20 protein-coding genes are annotated in these 21,098 nt (G+C 73.1%); 5 read left to right on the top strand and 15 right to left on the bottom strand.

From position 1 onward, the window contains the following. Window position 1: 1 nt before the first annotated feature. The 11 genes from ACZLMO_RS15420 to ACZLMO_RS15370 all read right to left on the bottom strand — a co-directional run bounded on the left by ACZLMO_RS15420 (window position 2) and on the right by ACZLMO_RS15370 (window position 12,513). Window positions 2–1,342, bottom strand: a complete 1,341-nt coding sequence (locus ACZLMO_RS15420) for a SufS family cysteine desulfurase (RefSeq protein ID WP_463654234.1) — start codon at window positions 1,340–1,342, stop codon at window positions 2–4. Between the two features lie 8 nt (window positions 1,343–1,350). Further along, the gene (gene sufC, locus ACZLMO_RS15415; RefSeq protein ID WP_463654233.1) at window positions 1,351–2,109 is read right to left on the bottom strand and encodes a Fe-S cluster assembly ATPase SufC; all 759 of its coding nucleotides are present in this window, start codon (window positions 2,107–2,109) and stop codon (window positions 1,351–1,353) included. Window positions 2,110–2,141: 32 nt separating this feature from the next. Further along, window positions 2,142–2,486: a non-heme iron oxygenase ferredoxin subunit gene (locus tag ACZLMO_RS15410; RefSeq protein WP_463654232.1), complete on the bottom strand. Its 345-nt coding sequence runs from the start codon at window positions 2,484–2,486 to the stop codon at window positions 2,142–2,144. Beyond that, a complete protein-coding gene (sufD, locus tag ACZLMO_RS15405; RefSeq protein ID WP_463654231.1) occupies window positions 2,483–3,679 on the bottom strand; it encodes a Fe-S cluster assembly protein SufD in 1,197 nt (398 codons plus the stop codon). The genes ACZLMO_RS15410 and sufD overlap by 4 nt, the downstream gene beginning before the upstream one ends. Then, window positions 3,679–5,118: a Fe-S cluster assembly protein SufB gene (gene sufB, locus ACZLMO_RS15400; RefSeq protein ID WP_463654230.1), complete on the bottom strand. Its 1,440-nt coding sequence runs from the start codon at window positions 5,116–5,118 to the stop codon at window positions 3,679–3,681. The genes sufD and sufB overlap by 1 nt, the downstream gene beginning before the upstream one ends. Beyond that, complete coding sequence (locus ACZLMO_RS15395) at window positions 5,115–5,849, bottom strand: helix-turn-helix transcriptional regulator (RefSeq protein ID WP_463654229.1); 735 nt, start codon at window positions 5,847–5,849, stop codon at window positions 5,115–5,117. The genes sufB and ACZLMO_RS15395 overlap by 4 nt, the downstream gene beginning before the upstream one ends. A 306-nt stretch (window positions 5,850–6,155) precedes the next feature. Then, window positions 6,156–7,574, bottom strand: a complete 1,419-nt coding sequence (gene xylB / locus ACZLMO_RS15390; protein WP_463654228.1) for a xylulokinase — start codon at window positions 7,572–7,574, stop codon at window positions 6,156–6,158. Window positions 7,575–7,755: 181 nt separating this feature from the next. Further along, a complete protein-coding gene (locus ACZLMO_RS15385) occupies window positions 7,756–8,964 on the bottom strand; it encodes an FAD binding domain-containing protein (protein ID WP_463654227.1) in 1,209 nt (402 codons plus the stop codon). A gap of 104 nt (window positions 8,965–9,068) precedes the next feature. After that, window positions 9,069–11,000, bottom strand: coding sequence for a helix-turn-helix domain-containing protein (locus ACZLMO_RS15380; protein ID WP_463654226.1), 1,932 nt, complete (start codon window positions 10,998–11,000; stop codon window positions 9,069–9,071). A 53-nt stretch (window positions 11,001–11,053) separates the two neighbouring features. Then, window positions 11,054–11,482 (bottom strand): cupin domain-containing protein, encoded by a 429-nt coding sequence (locus tag ACZLMO_RS15375; protein ID WP_425715738.1) that lies wholly within the window; start codon window positions 11,480–11,482, stop codon window positions 11,054–11,056. Next, window positions 11,479–12,513, bottom strand: a complete 1,035-nt coding sequence (locus tag ACZLMO_RS15370) for an alcohol dehydrogenase catalytic domain-containing protein (protein ID WP_463654225.1) — start codon at window positions 12,511–12,513, stop codon at window positions 11,479–11,481. The genes ACZLMO_RS15375 and ACZLMO_RS15370 overlap by 4 nt, the downstream gene beginning before the upstream one ends. A 214-nt stretch (window positions 12,514–12,727) precedes the next feature. Here ACZLMO_RS15370 and ACZLMO_RS15365 point away from each other — a divergent pair, with 214 nt between their 5' ends. After that, the gene (locus ACZLMO_RS15365; RefSeq protein WP_463654224.1) at window positions 12,728–13,873 is read left to right on the top strand and encodes an ABC transporter ATP-binding protein; all 1,146 of its coding nucleotides are present in this window, start codon (window positions 12,728–12,730) and stop codon (window positions 13,871–13,873) included. Beyond that, window positions 13,870–14,628 (top strand): ABC transporter permease, encoded by a 759-nt coding sequence (locus ACZLMO_RS15360; protein WP_463654223.1) that lies wholly within the window; start codon window positions 13,870–13,872, stop codon window positions 14,626–14,628. The genes ACZLMO_RS15365 and ACZLMO_RS15360 overlap by 4 nt, the downstream gene beginning before the upstream one ends. Window positions 14,629–14,664: 36 nt before the next feature. Here ACZLMO_RS15360 and ACZLMO_RS15355 read toward each other — a convergent pair whose 3' ends face one another. After that, window positions 14,665–15,084, bottom strand: a complete 420-nt coding sequence (locus ACZLMO_RS15355) for a serine/threonine protein phosphatase (protein WP_463654222.1) — start codon at window positions 15,082–15,084, stop codon at window positions 14,665–14,667. A gap of 69 nt (window positions 15,085–15,153) precedes the next feature. Here ACZLMO_RS15355 and ACZLMO_RS15350 point away from each other — a divergent pair, with 69 nt between their 5' ends. Continuing rightward, window positions 15,154–16,188, top strand: coding sequence for a COX15/CtaA family protein (locus ACZLMO_RS15350; RefSeq protein WP_463654221.1), 1,035 nt, complete (start codon window positions 15,154–15,156; stop codon window positions 16,186–16,188). Window positions 16,189–16,198: 10 nt separating this feature from the next. Then, window positions 16,199–16,801, top strand: coding sequence for a hypothetical protein (locus ACZLMO_RS15345; protein WP_463654220.1), 603 nt, complete (start codon window positions 16,199–16,201; stop codon window positions 16,799–16,801). 18 nt (window positions 16,802–16,819) lie between these two features. Here the strand turns inward: ACZLMO_RS15345 and ACZLMO_RS15340 are convergent, their stop codons facing one another. Beyond that, window positions 16,820–17,494 (bottom strand): NUDIX hydrolase, encoded by a 675-nt coding sequence (locus tag ACZLMO_RS15340; protein ID WP_463654219.1) that lies wholly within the window; start codon window positions 17,492–17,494, stop codon window positions 16,820–16,822. 221 nt (window positions 17,495–17,715) lie between these two features. On the opposite strand from ACZLMO_RS15340, the gene ACZLMO_RS15335 reads away from it, so the two are divergent. Then, window positions 17,716–18,579: a hypothetical protein gene (locus ACZLMO_RS15335; RefSeq protein ID WP_463654218.1), complete on the top strand. Its 864-nt coding sequence runs from the start codon at window positions 17,716–17,718 to the stop codon at window positions 18,577–18,579. Between the two features lie 15 nt (window positions 18,580–18,594). Here ACZLMO_RS15335 and ACZLMO_RS15330 read toward each other — a convergent pair whose 3' ends face one another. Together ACZLMO_RS15330 and ACZLMO_RS15325 are read right to left on the bottom strand one after the other, a co-directional pair. Then, a complete protein-coding gene (locus ACZLMO_RS15330; protein ID WP_463654217.1) occupies window positions 18,595–19,293 on the bottom strand; it encodes an NUDIX domain-containing protein in 699 nt (232 codons plus the stop codon). Next, window positions 19,290–21,098: a CTP synthase gene (locus ACZLMO_RS15325; RefSeq protein ID WP_463654216.1), complete on the bottom strand. Its 1,809-nt coding sequence runs from the start codon at window positions 21,096–21,098 to the stop codon at window positions 19,290–19,292. The genes ACZLMO_RS15330 and ACZLMO_RS15325 overlap by 4 nt, the downstream gene beginning before the upstream one ends.

Genomic DNA, 21,098 nt, shown 5'->3' with positions numbered 1-21,098 from the left:
GTCAGCCCCCCAGACCGAAGAACGGACGGACACCGGCGAGGGCCTCCGCGAACGCGGCGACGTCGTCGGCACTGGTGTACGGGCCGGCCGACGCACGGGTGGAGGCGTGGACGCCGAGCCGCCGGTGCAGCGGCTGCGCGCAGTGGTGCCCCACGCGCACGGCCACCCCGGCCGCGTCGAGCACCTGGCCCACGTCGTGGGGGTGCACCCCCTCGACGTCGAACGCCACGGTGGCCAGCCGGTCCCGGGCAGAGTCCGGCCCGAGCAACCGCACGCCCTCGACCCCGCGGACGGCGTCGAGCAGGAGCGCCGCCATCTCGGCCTCGTGGGCGGCGACCGCGTCCATGCCGAGGTCGCCGAGGTACTGGGCAGCCGCGGCCATGCCGATGGCCTGGGCGATCATCTGCGAGCCCGCCTCGAAGCGCGCGGGCGGCGGCATGAAGGTCGTCGTCTCCATCTGGACGATCTCGACCATCGAGCCGCCCGTGAGGAACGGGGGCATCGCGTCGAGGACCTCGCGGCGGCCGTACAGCGCGCCGACCCCGGTGGGGCCGAGCATCTTGTGGCTGGAGAACGCGGCGACGTCCACGCCGAGAGCGGCCAGGTCGACCGGCAGGTGCGGAACGGACTGGCAGGCGTCGAGCACGGTCAGCGCGCCGACCTCCTTCGCCCGCGCGAGGATCTGCTCGACCGGGTTGATCGCGCCGGTGACGTTCTGGGCGTGCGCGATCGCGACGACCTTCGTGCGCTCGGTGACGACGTCGAGGGTCGAGAGATCGATGCGGCCCTCGTCGGTCAGGCCGAGCCAGCGCAGGGTGGCGCCCGTGTGGGCGGCGACCTCCTGCCACGGCACGAGGTTCGCGTGGTGCTCGGCCTCGGTGACGACGATCTCGTCGCCCTCGCGCAGCACGAACCGCTCGGCGCCCGCTCCCCCGCGGCCCGCGGTGGCGTTGATGAACGCGTACGCCACGAGGTTGAGACCCTCGGTGGCGTTCTTCGTCCAGACGATCTCGTCCGCGCGCGCGCCGACGAACGCGGCGACGGTCTCGCGGGCGTTCTCGTAGAGCTGCGTGGACTCGTCGGCGAGCTGGTGGGCGCCCCGGTGGACGGCGGCGTTGGACCGCTCGTAGAAGTGCGTCTCGGCGTCGATGACGACGCTCGGCTTCTGCGAGGTCGCGCCCGAGTCGAGGTAGACGAGCGGGCGGCCGTCGGCGAGCGTGCGGTCGAGTATCGGGAAGTCGGCGCGGACGGCGGTCAGGTCGAAGCCCGGCAGTCCGTCGGCGCGCGCGCCCGCCCCGGCAGCGGTGCTGCCAGGGGCGGGCGCGGCGGCGGTGGTGCTCATCGGATCGGTCAGGCCCCCACCGGGCTGAACCGGTCGTAGCCCTCGGCCTCGAGGCGGTCGGCCAGCTCGCGGCCGCCCTGCTCGGCGACGCGGCCGTCGACGAAGACGTGGACGAAGTCCGGGTCGATGTACTTGAGGATCCGCGTGTAGTGCGTGATGAGCAGGATCCCGGAGCCCACGTCCTGGTGGACGGCGTTGACGCCCTCGGACACGACGCGCAGCGCGTCGACGTCGAGGCCGGAGTCCGTCTCGTCGAGGACGGCGAAGCGCGGGCGCAGGAGGCCCATCTGGAGGATCTCGTGGCGCTTCTTCTCGCCGCCGGAGAAGCCGTGGTTGACGTCGCGCTGCGCGAACGCCGGGTCCATGCGCAGGCGCTCCATCGCGGAGTTGACGTCCTTGACCCACGTGCGAAGGGCGGGCGCCTCGCCGTCGATCGCGGTCTTGGCGGTGCGCAGGAAGTTCGAGACCGTGACGCCGGGGACCTCGACCGGGTACTGCATGGCGAGGAACATGCCCGCGCGGGCGCGCTCGTCGACGCTCATCTCGAGGATGTTCTCGCCGTCGAGGAGGACCTCGCCGTCGGTCACCGTGTACTTCGGGTGGCCGGCGATCGAGTACGCGAGCGTGGACTTGCCGGAGCCGTTGGGGCCCATGATCGCGTGGATCTCACCGCTGTTGATGGTGAGGTCGACGCCGCGCAGGATCGGCTTCGGGCCGTCCGTCGTCTCGACGGACACGTGGAGGTTCTTGATCTCCAGGGTGGACATGTGTGCTGTTCCTTTACGTAGCTGGCGGCCGCTCAGGCGGCGTTGACGATGGTGTCGGGGTCGATGAGGACGTCGTCCCCGTCGAGCGCGAGGGCGTAGACGGTGACCGGCACGGTCGCGGGCAGGGACGTGGGACGGCCGGTGCGCAGGTCGAAGGCCGACCCGTGCTTCCAGCACTCCAGCGCCCCGTCGAACACCTCGCCGTCGGAGAGCGAGATCCGCTCGTGGGTGCAGATGTCGTCGAGGGCGTGCAGGCTGCCGTCCTCGTCGCGCGCGAGCGCGATGCGCCGGTCGCGGCCGTCCGCCCCGGGGACGGTCACGAGCGTGACGTCCCCGGGTGCGAGGTCGGCCGCGGAGGCGGCGCGGGTGAGGGTCACGCGCTCCTCGCCATGGTGAGGTCGAGCTCGGCCTCGATGGCCCGGGTCAGGCCCTCCTCGACCTCGGGCACGCCGATCTGCTTGATGAGCTCGGCGAAGAAGCCGTGCACCACCAGGCGGCGGGCCTCCTCCTCGGCGATGCCGCGGGCGCGCAGGTAGAAGAGCTGCTCGTCGTCGAACCGGCCGGTCGCCGACGCGTGGCCGGCACCCTCGATCTCGCCGGTCTCGATCTCGAGGTTGGGCACCGAGTCGGCGCGGGCCCCCTCGGTGAGCACGAGGTTGCGGTTGAGCTCGTAGGTGTCGGTGCCCTCGGCCTCCTTGCGGATGAGGACGTCGCCCACCCACACGGAGTGCGCGCTCTCGCCCTGCAGCGCGCCCTTGTAGGTCGCGTTCGACTTGCACGACGGCACGGCGTGGTCGACGAAGAGGCGGTGCTCCTGGTGCTGGCCCGAGTCCGTGAAGTACAGGCCGAGCAGCTCGAGGTCGCCGCCGGTGCCCTCGAAGCGGGCGGTCGTCGAGACGCGGACGACCTCGCCGCCGAGGGTGACGACGACGTGCTTGACCGTGGCGTCCTTCGCGACCTGGATCGCGTTCTCCGCGAGGTGGATCGCGTCGTCCGCCCACTCCTGGACGGAGACGAGCGTGACGTGCGAGCCCTCGCCGGCGTCCAGCGTGATCCGCTCGCCGTACGTGGCCGAGCCCGTGTGGCGGACGACGACGATGGCGCGGGCGTTGGCCCCCACCTCGACGACGACGTTGCCCCACACGAGGTCCGAGACCGACGCTCCGCTGAGGTTGACGATGACCGGCTTGTCGAGCTCGGTGTTCGCCGGGACGGACACGAGCGAGGCGCCACCGGCGTGCTCGATCGCGGCCGCCGCGGGGCGGTCCCCGGGCAGGATCCGGGTGCGGGAACGGGCGTCCTCGGCCGAGATCTCGGTGAGGGTGACGCCGTCGGGCAGCTCGGTGTCCCACGTGAGGTGGGCGGAGCTCGGCTCCGCGGCGAGGATCTCCTGGAGGGCGTCGACCGGGGTGAAGCGCCACTCCTCCTCGCGCCCGTGGGGCACGGGGAGGTCGGCGAGGTCGAACGAGGCGGCGCGGGCGGCCCGCGAGGACTCGGGGACGACCCCGTGGCTGTGCGCGTCGTCGGCGCGCGCCTGGGAGTGATCGACGATCGGGGTGGTGGCGGTCATCAGCCGACGCTTCCTTCCATCTGCAGCTCGATGAGGCGGTTGAGCTCCAGGGCGTACTCCATGGGCAGCTCACGGGCGATGGGCTCGACGAAGCCGCGGACGATCATCGCCATGGCCTCCGTCTCCTCCATGCCGCGGGACATCAGGTAGAACAGCTGCTCCTCGCTGACCTTGGAGACGGTGGCCTCGTGGCCCATCTCCACGTCGTCGACGCGGACGTCGACGTACGGGTAGGTGTCGGAGCGGGAGATCGTGTCGACGAGCAGCGCGTCGCACAGCACGTTGGACTTGCTGTGGGCGGCGCCCTCGAGCACCTGGACGAGGCCCCGGTAGGACGCGCGGCCGCCGGAGCGGGCCACGGACTTCGAGACGATCGAGCTCGAGGTGTGCGGCGCGAGGTGCACCATCTTCGAGCCGGTGTCCTGGTGCTGGCCCTCGCCGGCGAACGCGATCGAGAGCGTCTCGCCGCGGGCGTGCTCGCCCATGAGGTAGACCGCCGGGTACTTCATCGTCACCTTGGAGCCGATGTTGCCGTCGATCCACTCCATCTGGCCGCCCTGCTCGACCGTGGCGCGCTTGGTGACGAGGTTGTACACGTTGTTCGACCAGTTCTGGATCGTCGTGTACCGGACGCGGGCGTCCTTCTTGACGACGATCTCGACGACCGCGCTGTGCAGCGAGTCGGACTGGTAGATCGGCGCGGTGCAGCCCTCGACGTAGTGCACGTAGGAGCCCTCGTCCGCGATGATGAGCGTCCGCTCGAACTGGCCCATGTTCTCCGTGTTGATGCGGAAGTAGGCCTGGAGCGGGATCTCGACGTGGACGCCCTTGGGGACGTAGACGAACGAGCCGCCCGACCACACGGCGGTGTTGAGCGAGGCGAACTTGTTGTCCCCCGGCGGGATGACGGTGCCGAAGTACTCCTCGAAGATCTCCGGGTGCTCCTTGAGCGCCGTGTCGGTGTCGAGGAACAGGACGCCCTGGGCCTCGAGGTCCTCACGGATCTGGTGGTAGACCACCTCGGACTCGTACTGCGCGGCGACGCCCGCGACGAGGCGCTGCTTCTCCGCCTCCGGGATGCCGAGCCGGTCGTACGTGTTCTTGATGTCCTCCGGGAGGTCCTCCCAGCTCGTCGCCTGCTTCTCGGTCGACCGGACGAAGTACTTGATGTTGTCGAAGTCGATGCCGGACAGGTCCGCGCCCCACTCGGGCATGGGCTTGCGGTCGAAGAGCCGCAGGGCCTTGAGACGCAGCTTGCGCATCCACTCGGACTCGTCCTTCTTGTCCGAGATGTCGCGCACGACGTCCTCGGACAGGCCGCGGCGCGCAGTCGCACCGGCGTCGTCCGAGTCGTGCCATCCGTAGCCGTACTGACCGATCGAGGCGATCGTCTCTTCCTGGGTCAGCTGCTCCCGGGTGGGAGGAGTTGTGGTGGTCATCGATGTCCTTCCGTGCCGACCGATGTCGGGTGGGTGGTCTGACGTGTGGGAAGTGCGAGTGGCACGTGGGTGGTGCACATGTAGCCGCCGCTCGCGAGGGTCGCGAGGCGTTGCACGTGGACGCCGAGGAGGCGGGAGAACGCGCGCGTCTCCGCCTCGCACAGCTGGGGGAACGCCTCGGCCACGTCCTGCACCGGGCAGTGGCCCTGGCACAGCTGGACGGCGATCTCCTTGTCGCCGACCTTGCGGACCGTGGCGGCGTACCCGTCGGCGGTCAGCGCCTCGGCGAGCGCCTGGACGCGTTCCTGACCGGGTGCGGTGCCCTCGAGCTGGGCGGCGTACCGGCGCTCGAGCTCCCCGACCCTGCGGTCGGCGAACTCGTCGGCCGCCTCGGCGCCGGCCTTCTCCACGAGGAAGTCGAGCACCTGGCCGGCAAGGTCGGAGTAGGCGTCGGTGAACTCGGCGCGGCCGGCGTCGGTCGCGACGTAGTGCCGGGCGGGACGGCCGCGGCGCGGCGTCGTCGTCCCGGGGTTGCGCTGCACCGCGATGAGGCCCTGGGCCTCCAGTGCGCCGATGTGGCGGCGCACGGCGGCCGAGGTGAGCTCGAGCTCCTCGGCCACGTCCGCGGCGCAGACGGGGCCCTGCTCGAGCACGAGGCCGAGGACGCGGTCACGCGTCGAGGTGTCCTCGTTCCCGGTGGTCGGGTGCAGCGGTGGGCTCGCCTGTGTCATGCGTGCCTCCCGTCGGTCGAGATCACCGGCGAGGGGCCCGAGAACGGGCTCGTCCAGGAGCGGCGGGCTGCCGCCCGAGGTCGCCGATGAATTACACACAGTATGCGTTGCCAAATGAGGGCCGTCCAGGAAGGTTGGCCTAACCTCACGAGGCGTTCGCCCAGGGCAGGACGGGGCTGTGACCAGGGGCACGACGACGACGAACGGCCGGTCGCGGGTGGTCGTCGCCTCGTGGGTGCGGGTGGCCGGGGGTGGCCCGCGAGAGGGCCCCGGAGCCGGCCGTGCAGCGGTCGCCGGTCGGGCCGGTCAGGCGTACCCGAGCGCCGCCTTGGCCGCCGCGTGCTGGTCGGTGACGACCGGGTCGAGGCCGGGCCGCTCGAGCGCGACGCGGTCCTTCTCCCAGGCCGGGAACTCGCCGGCGAGCACGGCGGCGGCCTGCATGGCGGCGCCGAGGGCCACGTACTCCCCCGGCTCCGGGACCTCGACGGGGACGTCGACGAGCCGGGGCAGCACGTCCCGCACCGCGGCGTTGTCGGCGGCCCCGCCGATGAGCAGCAGTCGGTGGACGGGGACGCCGAGCCGGCTGAGCGCGTCGAGCATGACCACCTGGCTCGCGAGCATGCCCTCGACGGTCGCCCGCGCGAGGTTCGCCGTCGTGAGGTTGTCGAGGGTGAGGCCGTGCAGGGAGCCTCGGGCGTCCGGGAGGTTCGGCGTGCGCTCCCCGGTGAAGTACGGCAGGAGGGCAAGGCCGTCCGCGCCGGGCTCGGCGGTGAGCGCGAGGTCGGCCAGCTCGTCGTGGTCGAGGCCGAGGAGTCGGCCGACCACGTCGAGGTCGCGGGCGGCGTTGAGGGTGGCGGCGAGCGGCAGGTGGTCGCCGGTGCAGTCGGCGAAGCTCGCGTGGACGCGCTGCTCGTCCTGGACGGGGCGGTCGGTGCGGGCGTAGACGGTGCCGGACGTGCCGAGCGACATCACGGCGTCGCCCACCTCGAGCTGGAGGGCGAGGCCGGCGGCGGCGTTGTCCCCCGCGCCCACGCCGATCGGCAGGCCCGCGGGGACCCCCGGGATCCCGTCGGCCGTGGTGCCGGCCGTCTCCGTCGGGCCGAGGACCTTCGGCAGGATCGCGCGGTGGCCGAGGGCGAGCTCGAACAGCTCGAAGTCGTAGTCCTCGGTGGTGCCGGACCAGTAGCCGGTGCCGCTGACGTCGGAGCGGTCGGTGGTGAGCGCCTCGAGGTCGGCGTTGCCGGGGCCGAAGCCGCGCAGCCGCCACGTGAGGTAGTCGTGCGGGAGGGCGACGGCGGCCGTGCGCGCGGCGTTCTCCGGCTCGTTGTCCGCCATCCAGCGCACTTTCGTCACCGTGTAGGACGGCAGGAGGGACAGGCCCGTGCGGCGGACCCACTCGTCAGCCCCGAGGTCGGCGTTGAGCGCGTCGACCGCCGTGTGGGAGCGCGTGTCGTTCCACAGCAGCGCGTCGCGGACCACCTCGCCGTTCTCGTCGAGGCACACCATGCCGTGCTGCTGGGCGCCGATCGAGATCGCGGCGACGTCGTCGAGCCCGCCGGCGGACTCGATCGCGGCCAGGAGGGCGTCCCACCAGGCGTTCGGGTCGACCGAGGTGCCGTCCGGGTGCGGGGCGCGGCCCTCGCGGACCACCTCCCCGGTGCCGGCGTCGACGACGAGGACCTTGCAGCTCTGGGTCGATGAGTCGACCCCGGCGACGAGCGTCATGACGGACCTTCCTGGAGGGGCGTGCGGACCCGACCATCGTGGCAGCGCGCCGGGGAGCGCGCACGGGTGGCTCGGGTGGCGGGAGGCTGCCGGGCGGTCCGGGCGGTCCGGGCGGTCCGAGCGGTCCGAGCGGTCCGAGCGCTCGAGCAGGCGGAGCCGGGCACGCCCCGCGCGGCGCGGGCTACCGCACGGGCAGAGCGGTCTCGCCCGACGCGACCTCGCGCGGCCCGTGCAGGCCGAAGCGCATGGCCGGGTCGCCCGGGTCCCAGCTGCTGTCCCGCTGGGCGACGTCCCCCATCCAGGCCACCCGGTCGACGAGCTGGTTCCCGACCGTCAGCCGCTCCTGTTCCCACCCGGCGAGCACGCCGGTGACGTCCTCCGTGCCGGACAGCGCCTCGGCGAGGCTCCAGCCGTCCTCCGCGGCCTTGGCGGTCCCCGCGGCGGCGTGCGGGCGTGCGGCGAACGCGGCGTCCCCGATGACGACGACGCGGCCCTCGGCCATGCGGGGCGACCGGACGTCGACGACGCGCTGGATGTACGGCTCCGCGGTCGCCCGGACGAGCTCGGTCGCCGCCGGGGCGAGGACGGCGGCGGCCTCGCGCATCTCGTCGACGTACCGCTGCTGGACGAGCCCCTGCGGGACGGAGACCCCGCCGCGCGAGCCCGTGCTCGACATCATCATCTCGTCGAGCTCCGGCCCGGCGGGGACGTTGCGGTACCAGACGTAGTTCATCAGCCGGGACTCGGACGTGGGCCCGGGGATCGGGTACATGCAGATGTGGGTCTGCGACGCGAGCGAGTAGCTGAGCGCATTCCCGAGCAGGTCGAGCGTCCCGGCGGAGAGCTCGTGCTCCGGCACGGTCCCCCGCCAACCGACGTAGCCGGCGTACTCCATCTCCACCTCGCCGTTGATCCGCCGGCGGCCGACCGACGAGATCCCGTCGGCGAACACGACGAGCTCGGCGTGCAGCGTGCGCCCGGATGAGCACCGGACCTCGGCGACGTCATCGTCCTGCGAGAAGCCGACGACCACCTCGCCCAGGAGGTACCCGTCGGAACCGAAGTCGGACAGCAGCGCGCGGTACAGCGTGGTCCAGGAGCTGTAGCTCCAGTCGATCCGCTCCTCGTGCAGCAGGTCGTTCGTCGTCCCGAGGAACCGGAGCCACTCCGTCCGTGTCGAGACGTCGTCGGGGGTCAGCCGGCTGCGCTCGCGGAACCAGCGCAGCATCTCCGGCTGCAGGACGATGCCGCCGCCCCGGCCGTCGAGCTGGGACGAGGAGCGTTCGAGGACGGTCACCTCGAACCCGAGGTCCCGCAGCAGCAGGGCCGCGGTGAGGCCGCCGATGGATCCGCCGACGACGACTGCGCGTCGACCCTGGTGGACTGTCATGTCGAGTCTCCTGATTCCGGTTGTCCCGCTCGCGGTGTGCGCGGCGAGGTGAGGGGGCCGTCGGTCGGCTCCCCCGGTGGGGCGGGCGTGTCTCGTCGGTGCCGTCAGGTCAGGACGCGCAGGACGTCGAGGACGCGCAGGGCGCCGGCGACCTCGAGCAGGACGTCGGTGTCTGCGAGCTCGCCGCCGACGATCTCCTCGATCCGCCGTCGACGCTGGTTGACGGTGTTCTTGTGCAGGTAAAGCTCCTCGGCCGCGCGGGCGGCTCCGAGGTTGGTGCGCAGGAGTACCCGGAGGGTGTCGACGAGGTGGGCGCCGTTGGCGGCGTCGTACTCGACGAGTGCCCCGACGGTCCGGTCGACGAACTCCTGGAGCGCGACCGTGTCGGCCGTGCGGAGCAGCAGACCGGTCAGCCCGGTGTGGTCGAGGTGGACCGCGGTGCCGCCGCGTCCGTAACGCAGCGCGAGATCCACGGCGCCGGCCGCGGCGACCACCGCGCTCCCGTACTCACCGATGTCGGCGACAGGGCCCACCGTCACCATCGGGGGCGCGCCGGCCCGGTCGCCCGCCCCGAGCAGGCGCCCGAGGTGCTCCTCGACCGCCGCGAGCAGCGCCTCGGTCCGGCCGGGGACGTCCGGCACGAGGACCACGAGGTGGTCGCCCCGGCGGCCGACGAGCGGACGAGGGCCGTCGGCGCCGAGCATGTTCGCGAGGTGGCTCGCGATCCGGTGCACCGGCGGCGCCGCGGGCTCGGCGCCCAGGTGGGTGACGAGGACGGAGTGCGCGAGCGCGAGGTCGTGGCCGAGCCGTCCGGCGCGTTCCCTCAGGGTCGGGCCGTACGCCGCACCGTCGTCGAGGAGCGAGGCGAGCACGTCGGCGGTGTCCCGCCACATCGACTCGGCGACCGCGCGGTGTCGCAGCACCTCGAGCGCCACCATCGTGGCGGCGTGATCGAGCGCCCGTCGATCGAGGTCGCCGAGCTGGTCCGGCCGGCACCCCGCCCAGACCCACGCCACGACGTCGTCCTGGAGCAGGACGGGCGCCCGAAGCAGCTCGACGCCGTCGACCGTCACCGCGGTGGTGCGGTCCCGGTCGCCGTCGAGGAACGACGTCTCCTCACCACCGCTCCACCGCGGGAGTACGAGCGCCTCCGGCAGCGCGGCCCCGTCCTGCTCGGTGGCATGGAGGAGGTCGCCGTCCACGTCCCGGACGGCAACCGGAGCGCCGAGGATCCGCGCGAGCGCCGTGACGACGGCGGCGACCCCGCCACCGCCGAGCGTCTGGGCCGTGAACTGCTCGTGGATCTCCATGGACTGGCGCTGGAGGTCCCGCTGGTGGGTGAGATCCCGGTTGGCCTCGTTGAGGCGGGTGATCGTCCGCTGCTCGCTGCTCCGCAGCTGGGCGGTGGCGATCGCGTTGGCCGCCTGGTCGGCGAGCATCGTGACGAGCCCGATCTCGCGGGAGTCGGCGCGGTGGCGCCGCGAGGTGTAGCAGTTGAGCGTGCCGAGCGGCTCGCCGCCCGCGACCAGCGGCACGGCCAGCAGCGACGCGTACCCCTGCTGCAGGGCCACACCGCCCCAGGGGCGGAACCGCGGGTCGTGCAGCGCGTCCTCGATCTGGTGCGCCGTCCCGGTGAGGAAGGCCTTCGAGGACGGTGAGCCGTGGGCGTCGAGCAGGATCGGGTGCTCGGCGTTGACCGTGGCGACGTACTCGGCCGAGAGCCCGTGCGCCCCCTGGATGAGCAGCGCCGTGCGGTCGCCGGTGGGCAGCGTGACCGCGCAGAAGTCGTAGCCGAGGAGCTCGCAGGCGGTACGGGCGACCTCGTCGAGCAGGTCCACGACCGACGAGTCACCGTTGAGCGCCGCGCTGATCCGGGCCAGCGCGGGCAGCCACCCTGCCAACGAGGTGTCGCCCGCTCCGAGCTCCGCACCGGCGTCGTGCCCGGTCCCTGCCCGGTCGTGCCCGGCACCGGTCCCGTCGCGGCCGCCGACGATCGCGTCGTGCTCGGCGCCGTCGGAGGCGGGAAGGAGGTCCACCGCGGGCTCGCGGCGCGGACCTCGCTCCCCACCTCCCTCGGGCGCCGACGACGTCACGGCAGGGGCAGCGGGTCGTTCGCGGAGTCGAGGTGCTCGACGGTGGTGAAGACCAGCTCGCCGTCACCGATGTTCTCGATGTCGTGGAGCAGGTACTCGCCGGCGCCGAACACGAAGTGGCGGGTCTCGCCGGCCTCGTAGGAGACGTCGCGCGTGGTCCCGTCGAAGGTGTGCTGCCGGCTCGTCCCGGCGTTGACCGCCGTCCAGAAGTAGTCGAGGACGTGCCGGTGGGCGTGCCAGCGCTCCCCCGGCGCGAGCCGGATCTCCCAGACGCGGACGCGGTCGTTCTCGCTGAGCAGCCGGGAGCCGACCGCGCCGTCGAACGCGCGGTCGTCGAACTCCTGGCGCAGCTCGTCGGACCAGCCGTCGAAGTCCGTGGCGATCAGCTCTCCGGCGAGCGGGAGGTCGTTGAGGAACTCGGTCACGGCGTCAGCACGACCTTGAGCGAGTCGTGCTCGGCCGCGTTGAGGAAGACGTCGTACCCCTTCTCCATCTCGTCCAGCTTCATCCGGTGCGTGATGAGCGGCGTGGCATCCAGCGTGCCGGCCTCGATCGCGCGCATGAGGGCGGGCACGGACAGACCGTTGGGGATGCCCGTGGTCAGGGTGACGATCTTCGACCACAGCGTCTCCATCGGCAGGGAGACCGGGGTCTCGTGGCCGCCGATGTTGGCGATCCGGCCGCCGGGCCGGACGAGGTCGACGGCCAGCTCGAACGGCGCCGGGAAGCCCGCCGCCTCGATCGTGACGTCCGCGCCGAGCCCGTCGGTCAGCTCGTCGACCACGGACTTCGCCTCCTCGGGGGAGGCCACGTGCGAGGCCCCCATCTCGAGCGCCTTCGCGCGCCGCGACTCCACGGGGTCGACGACGACGATGTTCGACGGCGAGAACAGCTTGGCCGTGATGAGCGTGCTCAGACCCACCGGGCCCGAGCCCACGATGACCACGGTGTCGCCGGGCTGCACGTTGCCGCGGAGCACGCCGACCTCGTAGCCGGTGGCGAGGATGTCGGTGAGGAAGAGGACCTGCTCGTCGGTCAGCTCGTCGGGGATCTTGTAGACCGAGGTGTTGGCGAACGGGATCCGCGCGTACTCGGCCTGGAGCCCGTCGATGAGGTGACCGAGCGCCCAGCCTCCGGAGGTGCGGCACTGGCCCACCAGGCCCTCGCGGCACGCCGGGCAGGTCGCGCACGCCGTCACGCACGTGGCGAGGACGCGGTCGCCGGGCTTGACGGCGGTGACCGCCGAGCCGACCTCCTCGACGATGCCGACGCCCTCGTGTCCGAGGACGAGCCCGGCGGGCGTCTCGGGGAACCCGCCCTTGATGATGTGGGAGTCCGACCCGCACACGGTCGTGGCCGTCACCTTGAGCACGAGGTCCGTCGCGTCCTGGATCTGCGGCTTCGGGTGCTCGCGCCACTCGATCTTGCCGGGACCGTCGTAGATCAGTGCCTTCATGGGGTGCTCTCCTTCGTCGTCGTTGACACGCTTCGCGTTCCGGAAGTGAACCCGCTCGCCGGTCCCCCGTGGAATATCCGGCTAGACACCAAACTACCGCTCACGATGTTCGCTTGAACACCCGCGCACGGCGTGGCCGCAATTGCCGGGACGGGCGGAGCCCGACGGGCGGCCGCGCACCGGCCCGCGCCGCACCCCGAACTACCCTGAGCCGGTGCCACCCACCCCCGCCGCCCTTGAGGTGCGCGACCTGCGCCGCGCGTACGGCGGCCGGGTCGCCGCCGACGGCATCGACCTCACCGCCGCGGCCGGGCAGGTCACCGCGCTGCTCGGCCCCAACGGGGCGGGCAAGACGACGACCGTCGAGTGCTGCGTGGGCCTGCGCCGGCCGGACTCCGGTTCGATCCGCGTGCTCGGCCTCGACCGCGCCGACCCGGCGGCGGCCGGCGAGCTGCGCGAGTCGGTCGGGGTGATGCTGCAGGACGGCGGCCTGCCGATGGCGCCGCGCGCGGGCGACGTCCTCGCGCACGTCACGCGGATGTACGACCATCCCCTCGACCCGCGCGAGCTGCTCGAGCGCCTCGACCTCACCGGCTCCGCGCGTACCCCAGTTCGCCGGCTGTCCGGCGGGCAGCGCCAGCGCCTCGCGCTCGCGTGCGCCGTGGTGGGCCGCCCGCGGCTCGTGTTCCTCGACGAGCCGAGCGCCGGGCTCGACCCGCGCTCGCGCCGCGAGACCTGGTCGCTCGTGCGCGAGCTGCGGGCCGACGGCGTCGCGATCGTGCTGACCACCCACCTCATGGACGACGCCGAGCAGCTCGCCGACGAGGTCGTCGTCGTCGATGCCGGGAAGGTCGTCGCCTCGGGCGCGCCGGGCGACCTGGCCGGGCACGCGGTGGTCGACGCCTACGCCCCGGCGGACCGCCCCGCCGCGGACTGGGCACGCGACCTCGCCGGGGAGCTCGCCTCGGCCGGGCGGCGCGACCTCGCGGACGCCACCACCGCCCACGACGACGCCGCCCGCGTGCTCCTCTCCCCCGGCACGCGCGGTCCGGACGCGCGGGACGTGGCGGCCGTCGCCTCGGCAGCGGACCTGGTCGCGCGCCGGGTGTCCGGGCTCGGCGACCGGGTGGTCGTGGACTCGGCCGGGGCAACCGATGTCGAACGTGCGGGTCAGGAGCCGGCCCACGCCGACCCGGCCGGCCACGCGCGCGTCGAGATCGTCGCGGGCAGGCGCACCCTCGAGGACGCGTTCCTCGAGCTCACCGGCCGCTCGCTGCGGACCGACCAGGACCGTACCGGTTCCGCGGACGAGGCGGCCCCCACCGCGGGCTCGGCCCGTCGTCGTCGGAGGTCCCGATGAGCCCCACGCTGCGCCGAGCCCTCGCCCAGGCCCGCTTCGACACGATCGGCACGCTGCGCAACGGCGAGCAGCTGCTGCTCACCCTCCTCATGCCGATCGGGGCGCTGATCGGGCTTGTCATGACCGGCATCGTCGACCTCCCGCTCTCCGGCTCCGGCCAGGAGCACGGCGCGGCCCTCGGCTCGGCCCTCGCGCTGGCGATCAGCGCCGCGGGACTGCCGTCGGTGGCGATCGCGCTCGCGTTCGACCGGCGCTGGGGCGTGCTGCGCCAGCTGGCCACCACGCCGCTCGGGCCTCGAGGCCTCCTGGCGGGGCGCGCGGGCGCGGTGCTCGCGCTCGTCGTCGTCCAGGTCGTGCTGCTCACCGCGACCGCACTGGTGGTCGGCTGGCGGCCGGACCTCGGCGCGTGGCCGGTCACCGTGCCCGTCGGCCTGCTGACGGTGCTCCTCGGGACGGCGGCGTTCACCGGCTTCGGCGTCATCGTCGGCGGGACGCTGCGCGCGGAGGCCGTGCTCGCGATCTCCAACACGCTGTGGGTCCTGCTCGCGGCCGGCGGCGGGGTCCTCGCCCCGACGTCGACCTACCCCGCCTGGTGGGGCGCCATCGTCTCGGTCACCCCGTCCGGCGCGCTCGGCGAGGCGCTCCGCTCGCTCGCGACGCCGGGCTTTCTCGACTGGCTCTCCGTCGCGATCCTCGCGGGGTGGGCGGTCGTGCTGCCCGTGGTCGCCGCCCGCGTGGTCCGCTGGCAGGAGTGACCCCCGTGGGCTCCCCCAGCTGGTCGAGAGTGCGGTTCAGGCCGGGGTCAGCCGGTCCGTCGGCAGCGCGAGCTCGATCGTCCGCGTGAGGTCGAGGGCCTTGGCCACGTGCGCGGTCATGTCCTCCATCGCTCGCGCGACCACCACGACGTCCCGACGCAGCTCGACGATCCGCACGGCGACCTGCTCGCCGTCGACCTCGAGCCACCAGCTCTCCGCGAGGTAGCCGAGCCCCAGCTCCTCGAGGAGCGTCTCGGCCTCGTCCAGCTCGGACGCCGGGCCGCGGCGTCGGTGGAGGCGGTCGAACGGGACGAACAGTCCGTCGGTGGTCATGCCGAGGTACCCGACGTGCTCGCCGTCGTCGGGGCGGATGTGGTCGAAGGAGGTCAGGTCGGACATACCGGGCGGGCCTGTCGGCACGCCGGTCGTCGGGCCGCCCGCGGGGTGTTCGTTCACGCCCTCGACGCTAGCGACGTCACCCCGATCGGCAAGGGAAAACTCCGCCGCCGGACGTACCCTGGCCGGGTGAGCGCAGCGCCCCCCACCGACCAGGCCCCCACGTCGCAGCACGGCGGAGGCGGTCCGGTCCGGCCCGCGCGCCGCGACCTCGTCTCGCCGCTCACGTGGTGGGTCGCCGTCGCCAACCTCGTGTGCCAGATCGGCATCATCGTCACCGGCGGGCTCGTCCGCGTCACCGGCTCCGGCCTGGGCTGCTCGACCTGGCCGATGTGCGAGCCGGGACAGTTCACGCCCGTCTTCCACGAGGAGACGAGCTACCACGCGTTCATCGAGTTCGGGAACCGCACGCTGACCGGCGTGCTCGGCATCGTCGCGCTCGCGCTGGTCGTCCTCGTGTGGCGCACGGAGCCCACCCGGCGCCGCCCCGACCGCCTCCACGCCCTTGCGCTCGCCCCGCTCGCCGGCGTCATCCTCCAGGCGGTCATCGGCGGCGTCACGGTGCTGCTCGACCTGCACCCGGCGGTCGTCGGCCTGCACATGTACGTCTCGCTCGGCCTCGTCGCGTTCTCCACCTACCTCCTGGTCCGCCTCGCGTCGCCGGACACCGAGCCGCGCCGGCTGCTCGACGCACGGACCCGGACGTTCATCGTCGTGCTCGTGGCTCTGGCCGCCGTCATGACCGTCCTCGGCACGATCGTCACCGGCGCCGGCCCGCACTCCGGAGACGACACCCACCCCTACCGCTGGGCCCTCGACCCGCTCGCCATCACCCGCGCGCACGCGTGGACGGTGTACGCGTTCACGGCGGTCCTCGTCGTCGTGCTCCTTCTTCTCCTCCGACGACGACGCGCGCAGCCCGCTCTCGGCCGCGCCGTCACGGCGGCCTGGACACTCGTCGGCCTCACCGTGGCCGGCGCGGTGACCGGCATCGTCCAGCACAACATGGGGCTTCCCGGCGGGCTCGTCATCCTGCACATGCTCATCGCGGCGCTCGTCGTCGGTGCGACCACGTGGCTGTGGGCCTCGACGGTCGACCGCTGGGCCACGACCGGGGAGAACGACCTCGGGACCTCGTCGTCCGTGCCCTCGAACGCCCGATAACCTCGACCGCATGACGATCGTCCACGAGGCGTTCCGGGGCGCCGACGGCAGCGCAGGCGTGCTCCTGCGGGCCGACTCGGCCAGCGGCACGCGGTTCCTCACCTGCTTCGTCGAGCCCGGCGACACCCTGTACCGGGTCGCGATCCGGGTGGTGCACCCCGGGCGGCCCGACCAGTGGACGTCGCTCGAGATGGCCGACCACGTGGGCGGCACGATCGCCACGCTCGGCGCCCGCGAGGTCGCGCCCGGCTCGATCCCCAGCTACGCCGACATCCTCGTGGTCGAGGACCTCGTCGCCGCCGGGCAGGACACCAACGAGTGGAGCCGGCTCGACGAGTCGACGCTCGGCACGCTGCACGCCGCCCTCCGCCGCGGCGAGGAGGGCGAGGTAGACGGCCTCGACGGCGCGCCGATCGCCGCCACCCCCTACGTCCTCGAGCTCGAGGGGCAGGCAACGTACACGTTCTGGGTCGCCGACGGCCAGGTCGTCGTGTCCGACTGGGCCGGCGCGTTCAGCTACCGGGTCGCGGACCTCGAGGCCGCGCTCGAGGGGTCGAGCAAGGACGTGGCGACGCACGCCGAGGCCTGGGTCCGCGGGCCCGGCAGTCGCTGAGGCGTCGTCGAACCACGATCAGTAGCCGTGGATCGTCGCCGGCTCCCCCACCGGCATGTCCCAGGCCGACGCGAGCAGGGCCGGCAGCCGGGTCGGGAGGTCGCGGGGGCTGAACAGGGTGCCGCGCCCGGCGGCCTCGGTCATCTCGGCGGCCGACCACCAGCGGATCGTCCGGTTGTCCACCGACACGCGCTCCCGCACGGGCACCTGCGCCATGGTCGCCACATCGGTGGCGCCTTCGCCGTGGCCGGTACCGGGACCCTGCGCCATGGTCGCGACGTCGCCGGTCCCGGGCAGCGGCTCGTCCCGCAGCATGGTCGGTCCGCCGGGCCGGGCGACGGCAGCCATTGGCGCCGGTGCAGGCTCCGCCACCGGCGCGGGCTCGAAGTGGGGCACGCGCACGAGGTAGACCTCGTCGACGACCTCGCCGCCGCCGTTCGGTCCGGCCGGCGCGGTAGGCACGTGCTGGATCCAGGCGAGGTCGCGCAGCGCACCCTCGGCGAGGCGCAGCCCGGTCGCGGCATGGAGCGCACGTCGCAGGACCGGCTCCGCGGCCTCGCCCATGGCGGCGGGCCCGCCCGGAGCCGCCCAGACGGTCCCCGCGCGGCTCTGATCAGCGACGAGAAGGACTCCGCCGGCGCCGTCGACGAGCAGCGCGCGGCACGACCGTTCGTAGGAGAGCTCAGCGTGCATCGTTCGATCATCACCGACGACTCCCGCCCCTCGCATCCCCTCGACGGGTGAGGTTTGCCCTCCGGACATCCTCCTGCCCGCGAGTCCGCGGCGACACGCCGACGACGCGACACGCCGAACGCGTTCCGGCGCTCCGCGACGTCGGCGAGGTCGGCCTCGAGCACCGGACCGTTTCCTCGACTGGTCGGGTCCGGCAGCTCGACCGAAGGGGCAGTTTTCGCGTGCGGGTGATCAGCTGGAGCCGCCGCCGGCCCGCCACGGATATCGCCGAACACGCCTCGGCCGACGCCGACCGCGCCCTCGCCGCCGCCCGCTCCCTGCTCGGCCGCGGCGACCTGGTCCTCGTGCCGGCTGCGGACCGCACGGCGTCGTCGTTCCGGATTCTCGTCGTCGGGGACACGATCCTCACGTTCCCGTCGCGCGACCTCGAGACCGACTGGCACACGGCGATCGCACGGCCGCCGGACGACGCGTACGTACGGGTGGATCTCACGTACGACGACACGGTCGGCTTCGTGGAGCTGACCTACGCCGGTCCCGAGGGCGAGCGGTACGTCGTCCTCAACGAGGATGACGACGCCGCGGACCTCGAGGACGCCTACGGCATGAGCTGGGGCACGCCGCTGCCCTTCGAGACGCCCGACCTCCACCGGGGCGGCTCACGGCCCGGCGAGTTCCTCGCGGCCGCGTCGCACTGGATCGTCGGCCGGCGCGTCGACGACCTCGACCCGCTCGCGTCCGCCGGGCATCACATCCGGATCGGGAACGCCCCGACGACGAGACCCCCGACGACGACGAACGACCCGGCGCCGGAGGGACCGCGCGCTCCCACGACTCCCGAGCGACCGACGAGATCCACGACGCGAGCGGCCACCCGCGCCCAGCTCGCGATCGCCCGCTGGAGCCCGCTGGTCATCGCCGTCGTGCTCGTCGTCGGCGGTGCGATCGGCGGCCTGGTGACCGACGACTTCCCGACCGGCCTGATCCTCGGCGCGGTGCTGGCCGTACTCATCGGCGTGCCGGCCTGGCTCCTCATGCGGTACCTGCTGCGCCACGAGGAGACGAGGCTCGACGCCCGTCGGTGACGGGAAGGCCCGCGGCTACCGGTGCTCGGGCGGGAGGCCGGTCAGTGCGCCGTCGGGCGATCCGTCGGTGGACCGGTAGCGCCGCAGCGTCCACGGGGCGTCGGCGGGCCGCAGATCGGCCCACCCCCGCGCGCGGGACGTCTCGGCGGCGAGCAGGCCGAGCGCCGTGGCGCCGTTGTGGATCCGGCCGTCGAGGACGGCGGCGACGGCGTCGGCGAGCGGCACCCAGCGCGCCACCATCTCCGACTCCTCGTCCTCGCGCTCGTGCCGCTCCCCCGCGGGCACCTCGGTGAGGTCGCGGGCGAGCAGGACGCGGACGCACTCGTTGGTGGCGCCGGGCGAGAGCAGGACGTCGGCGAGGACGTGCCAGCTGCCGGCGCGCAGGTCGGCCTCCTCCGCGAGCTCGCGGCGGCCGGCCTCGACCGGGTCCTCGCCGGGGACGTCGAGCAGCCCGGCGGGGATCTCGTGCAGGAACGCGCGCGAGGCGTGCCGGTACTGGGAGACGAGGAGGACCTCGGGGGCGTCGTCGTCGCCCCGCAGGGCCACGATGGCGACGGCGCCGGGGTGGACGAGGTACTCGCGGCGCACGGTCGGCCCGCCGGGGCTCAGCTCGACGGTGTCCCCGACGATGTCGAAGATCCGCCCATCGAGCAGGCGGTCGGCCTGGACCACGTGGCGGTGGTCGTCGGCGTCGGCCAGGGGCTCACCGGTCACGCGTCGTCCCCGCCCTGAGCCGCACTCTCGACAGGAGAACCGCCGGCCTCAACCGCACTCTCGACAGGAGCGCCACCGCCCTGACCCGCACTCTCGACCGAGGAGTCGTCGATCTCGAGGAGCCGCGTCGCGCGCTGCCGCTCGACCGCCGCGCCGATGAGCCCGGCGAACAGGTGGTGGGCGCGCGTCGGGCGGGACTTGAACTCGGGGTGCGCCTGGGTGGCCACGTAGTACGGGTGCTGCTCGCGGTCGAGCTCGACGAACTCGACGAGGTTCCCCTCGGGCAGCGTGCCGGTGATCCTGAGCCCGACCTCCTCGAGGCGGTCGCGGTAGGCGTTGTTGACCTCGTAGCGGTGGCGGTGCCGCTCGGAGACCTCGGTCGCGCCGTAGGTCTCGGCCACCACCGACCCGGGGGTCAGCGCGGCCTTGTAGGAGCCGAGGCGCATGGTGCCGCCCATGTCGCCCCCGCCGCCCTCGACGAACCGGGCCTGCTCGGCCATGGTCGCGATGACGGGCTCGTCCGTCTCGGGGTCGAACTCGGTCGAGCTCGCCGCCTTCAGCCCGAGGAGCGAGCGGGCGGCCTCGATGACCATGCACTGCAGGCCGAGGCAGATGCCGAGCGTGGGCACCTGGTTCTCCCGGGCCCAGGTCAGGGCGCCGAGCTTGCCCTCGATCCCGCGCACGCCGAATCCGCCGGGCACGAGCACGGCGTCGACGCCGGCGAGGGCCTCGCGCGCCCCCTCGGGGGTGTCGCACCGGTCGGACTCGACCCAGCGGATGTTCGCGTGGGCGCGGTGCTCGAACGCGCCGGCGCGGATCGCCTCGGTGACGGACAGGTAGGCGTCGGGCAAGTCGATGTACTTGCCCACCAGGGCGACCTCGACGTCGTGCCGGGGGTGGTTGACCCGGTCGAGGAGCCGGTCCCACTCGGTCCAGTCGACGTCGCGGAAGAACAGACCGAGACGACGCACCACGTAGGCGTCGAGCCCCTCGGAGTGCAGCACCCGGGGGATCTGATAGATCGAGGGCGCGTCCGGGCACTCGACCACGGCCTCCCGCTCGACGTCGCACATCGAGGCGATCTTGTTCTTCACGCCCTCCGGCAGCGCCCGGTCGGTGCGGCAGACGAGGGCGTCGGGCTGGATACCGATCGAGCGCAGCTCGGCCACGGAGTGCTGGGTGGGCTTGGTCTTCAGCTCGCCGGAGGCCGCGATGTAGGGCACGAGCGAGACGTGGAGGAAGAACACGTGCTCGCGCCCGACGTCCTGGCGGACCTGCCGCGCGGCCTCGAGGAACGGCTGGGACTCGATGTCGCCGACCGTGCCGCCGATCTCGGTGATGATGATGTCCGGCGGCTCGCTGCCGTCGGTGGGCGCGGCCTGCGCGCGCATCCGGGCCTTGATCTCGTCGGTGATGTGCGGGATGACCTGGACGGTGTCCCCCAGGTACTCGCCGCGCCGCTCGCGCGCGATGACCTCGGAGTAGACCTGGCCGGTGGTCGCGTTCGCGCGACCGGAGAGCTCGATGTCGAGGAAACGCTCGTAGTGGCCGATGTCGAGGTCGGTCTCGGTGCCGTCATCGGTGACGAACACCTCGCCGTGCTGGAACGGGTTCATCGTGCCCGGGTCCACGTTGATGTACGGGTCGAGCTTCTGCATGACGACCCGCAGGCCGCGCGAGCGCAGCAGCCGGCCGAGCGAGGAGGCCGTGAGGCCCTTGCCGAGGGAGGACACCACCCCACCGGTCACGAAGATCTGCTTGGGGACCGAGGTGCCGGGCAGCGGCCGGTGCGAAGTGGGTGCCAC

This window comes from Georgenia sp. G2120, from assembly GCF_055326485.1.
This window is presented reverse-complemented; position numbering and strand designations above follow the sequence as displayed.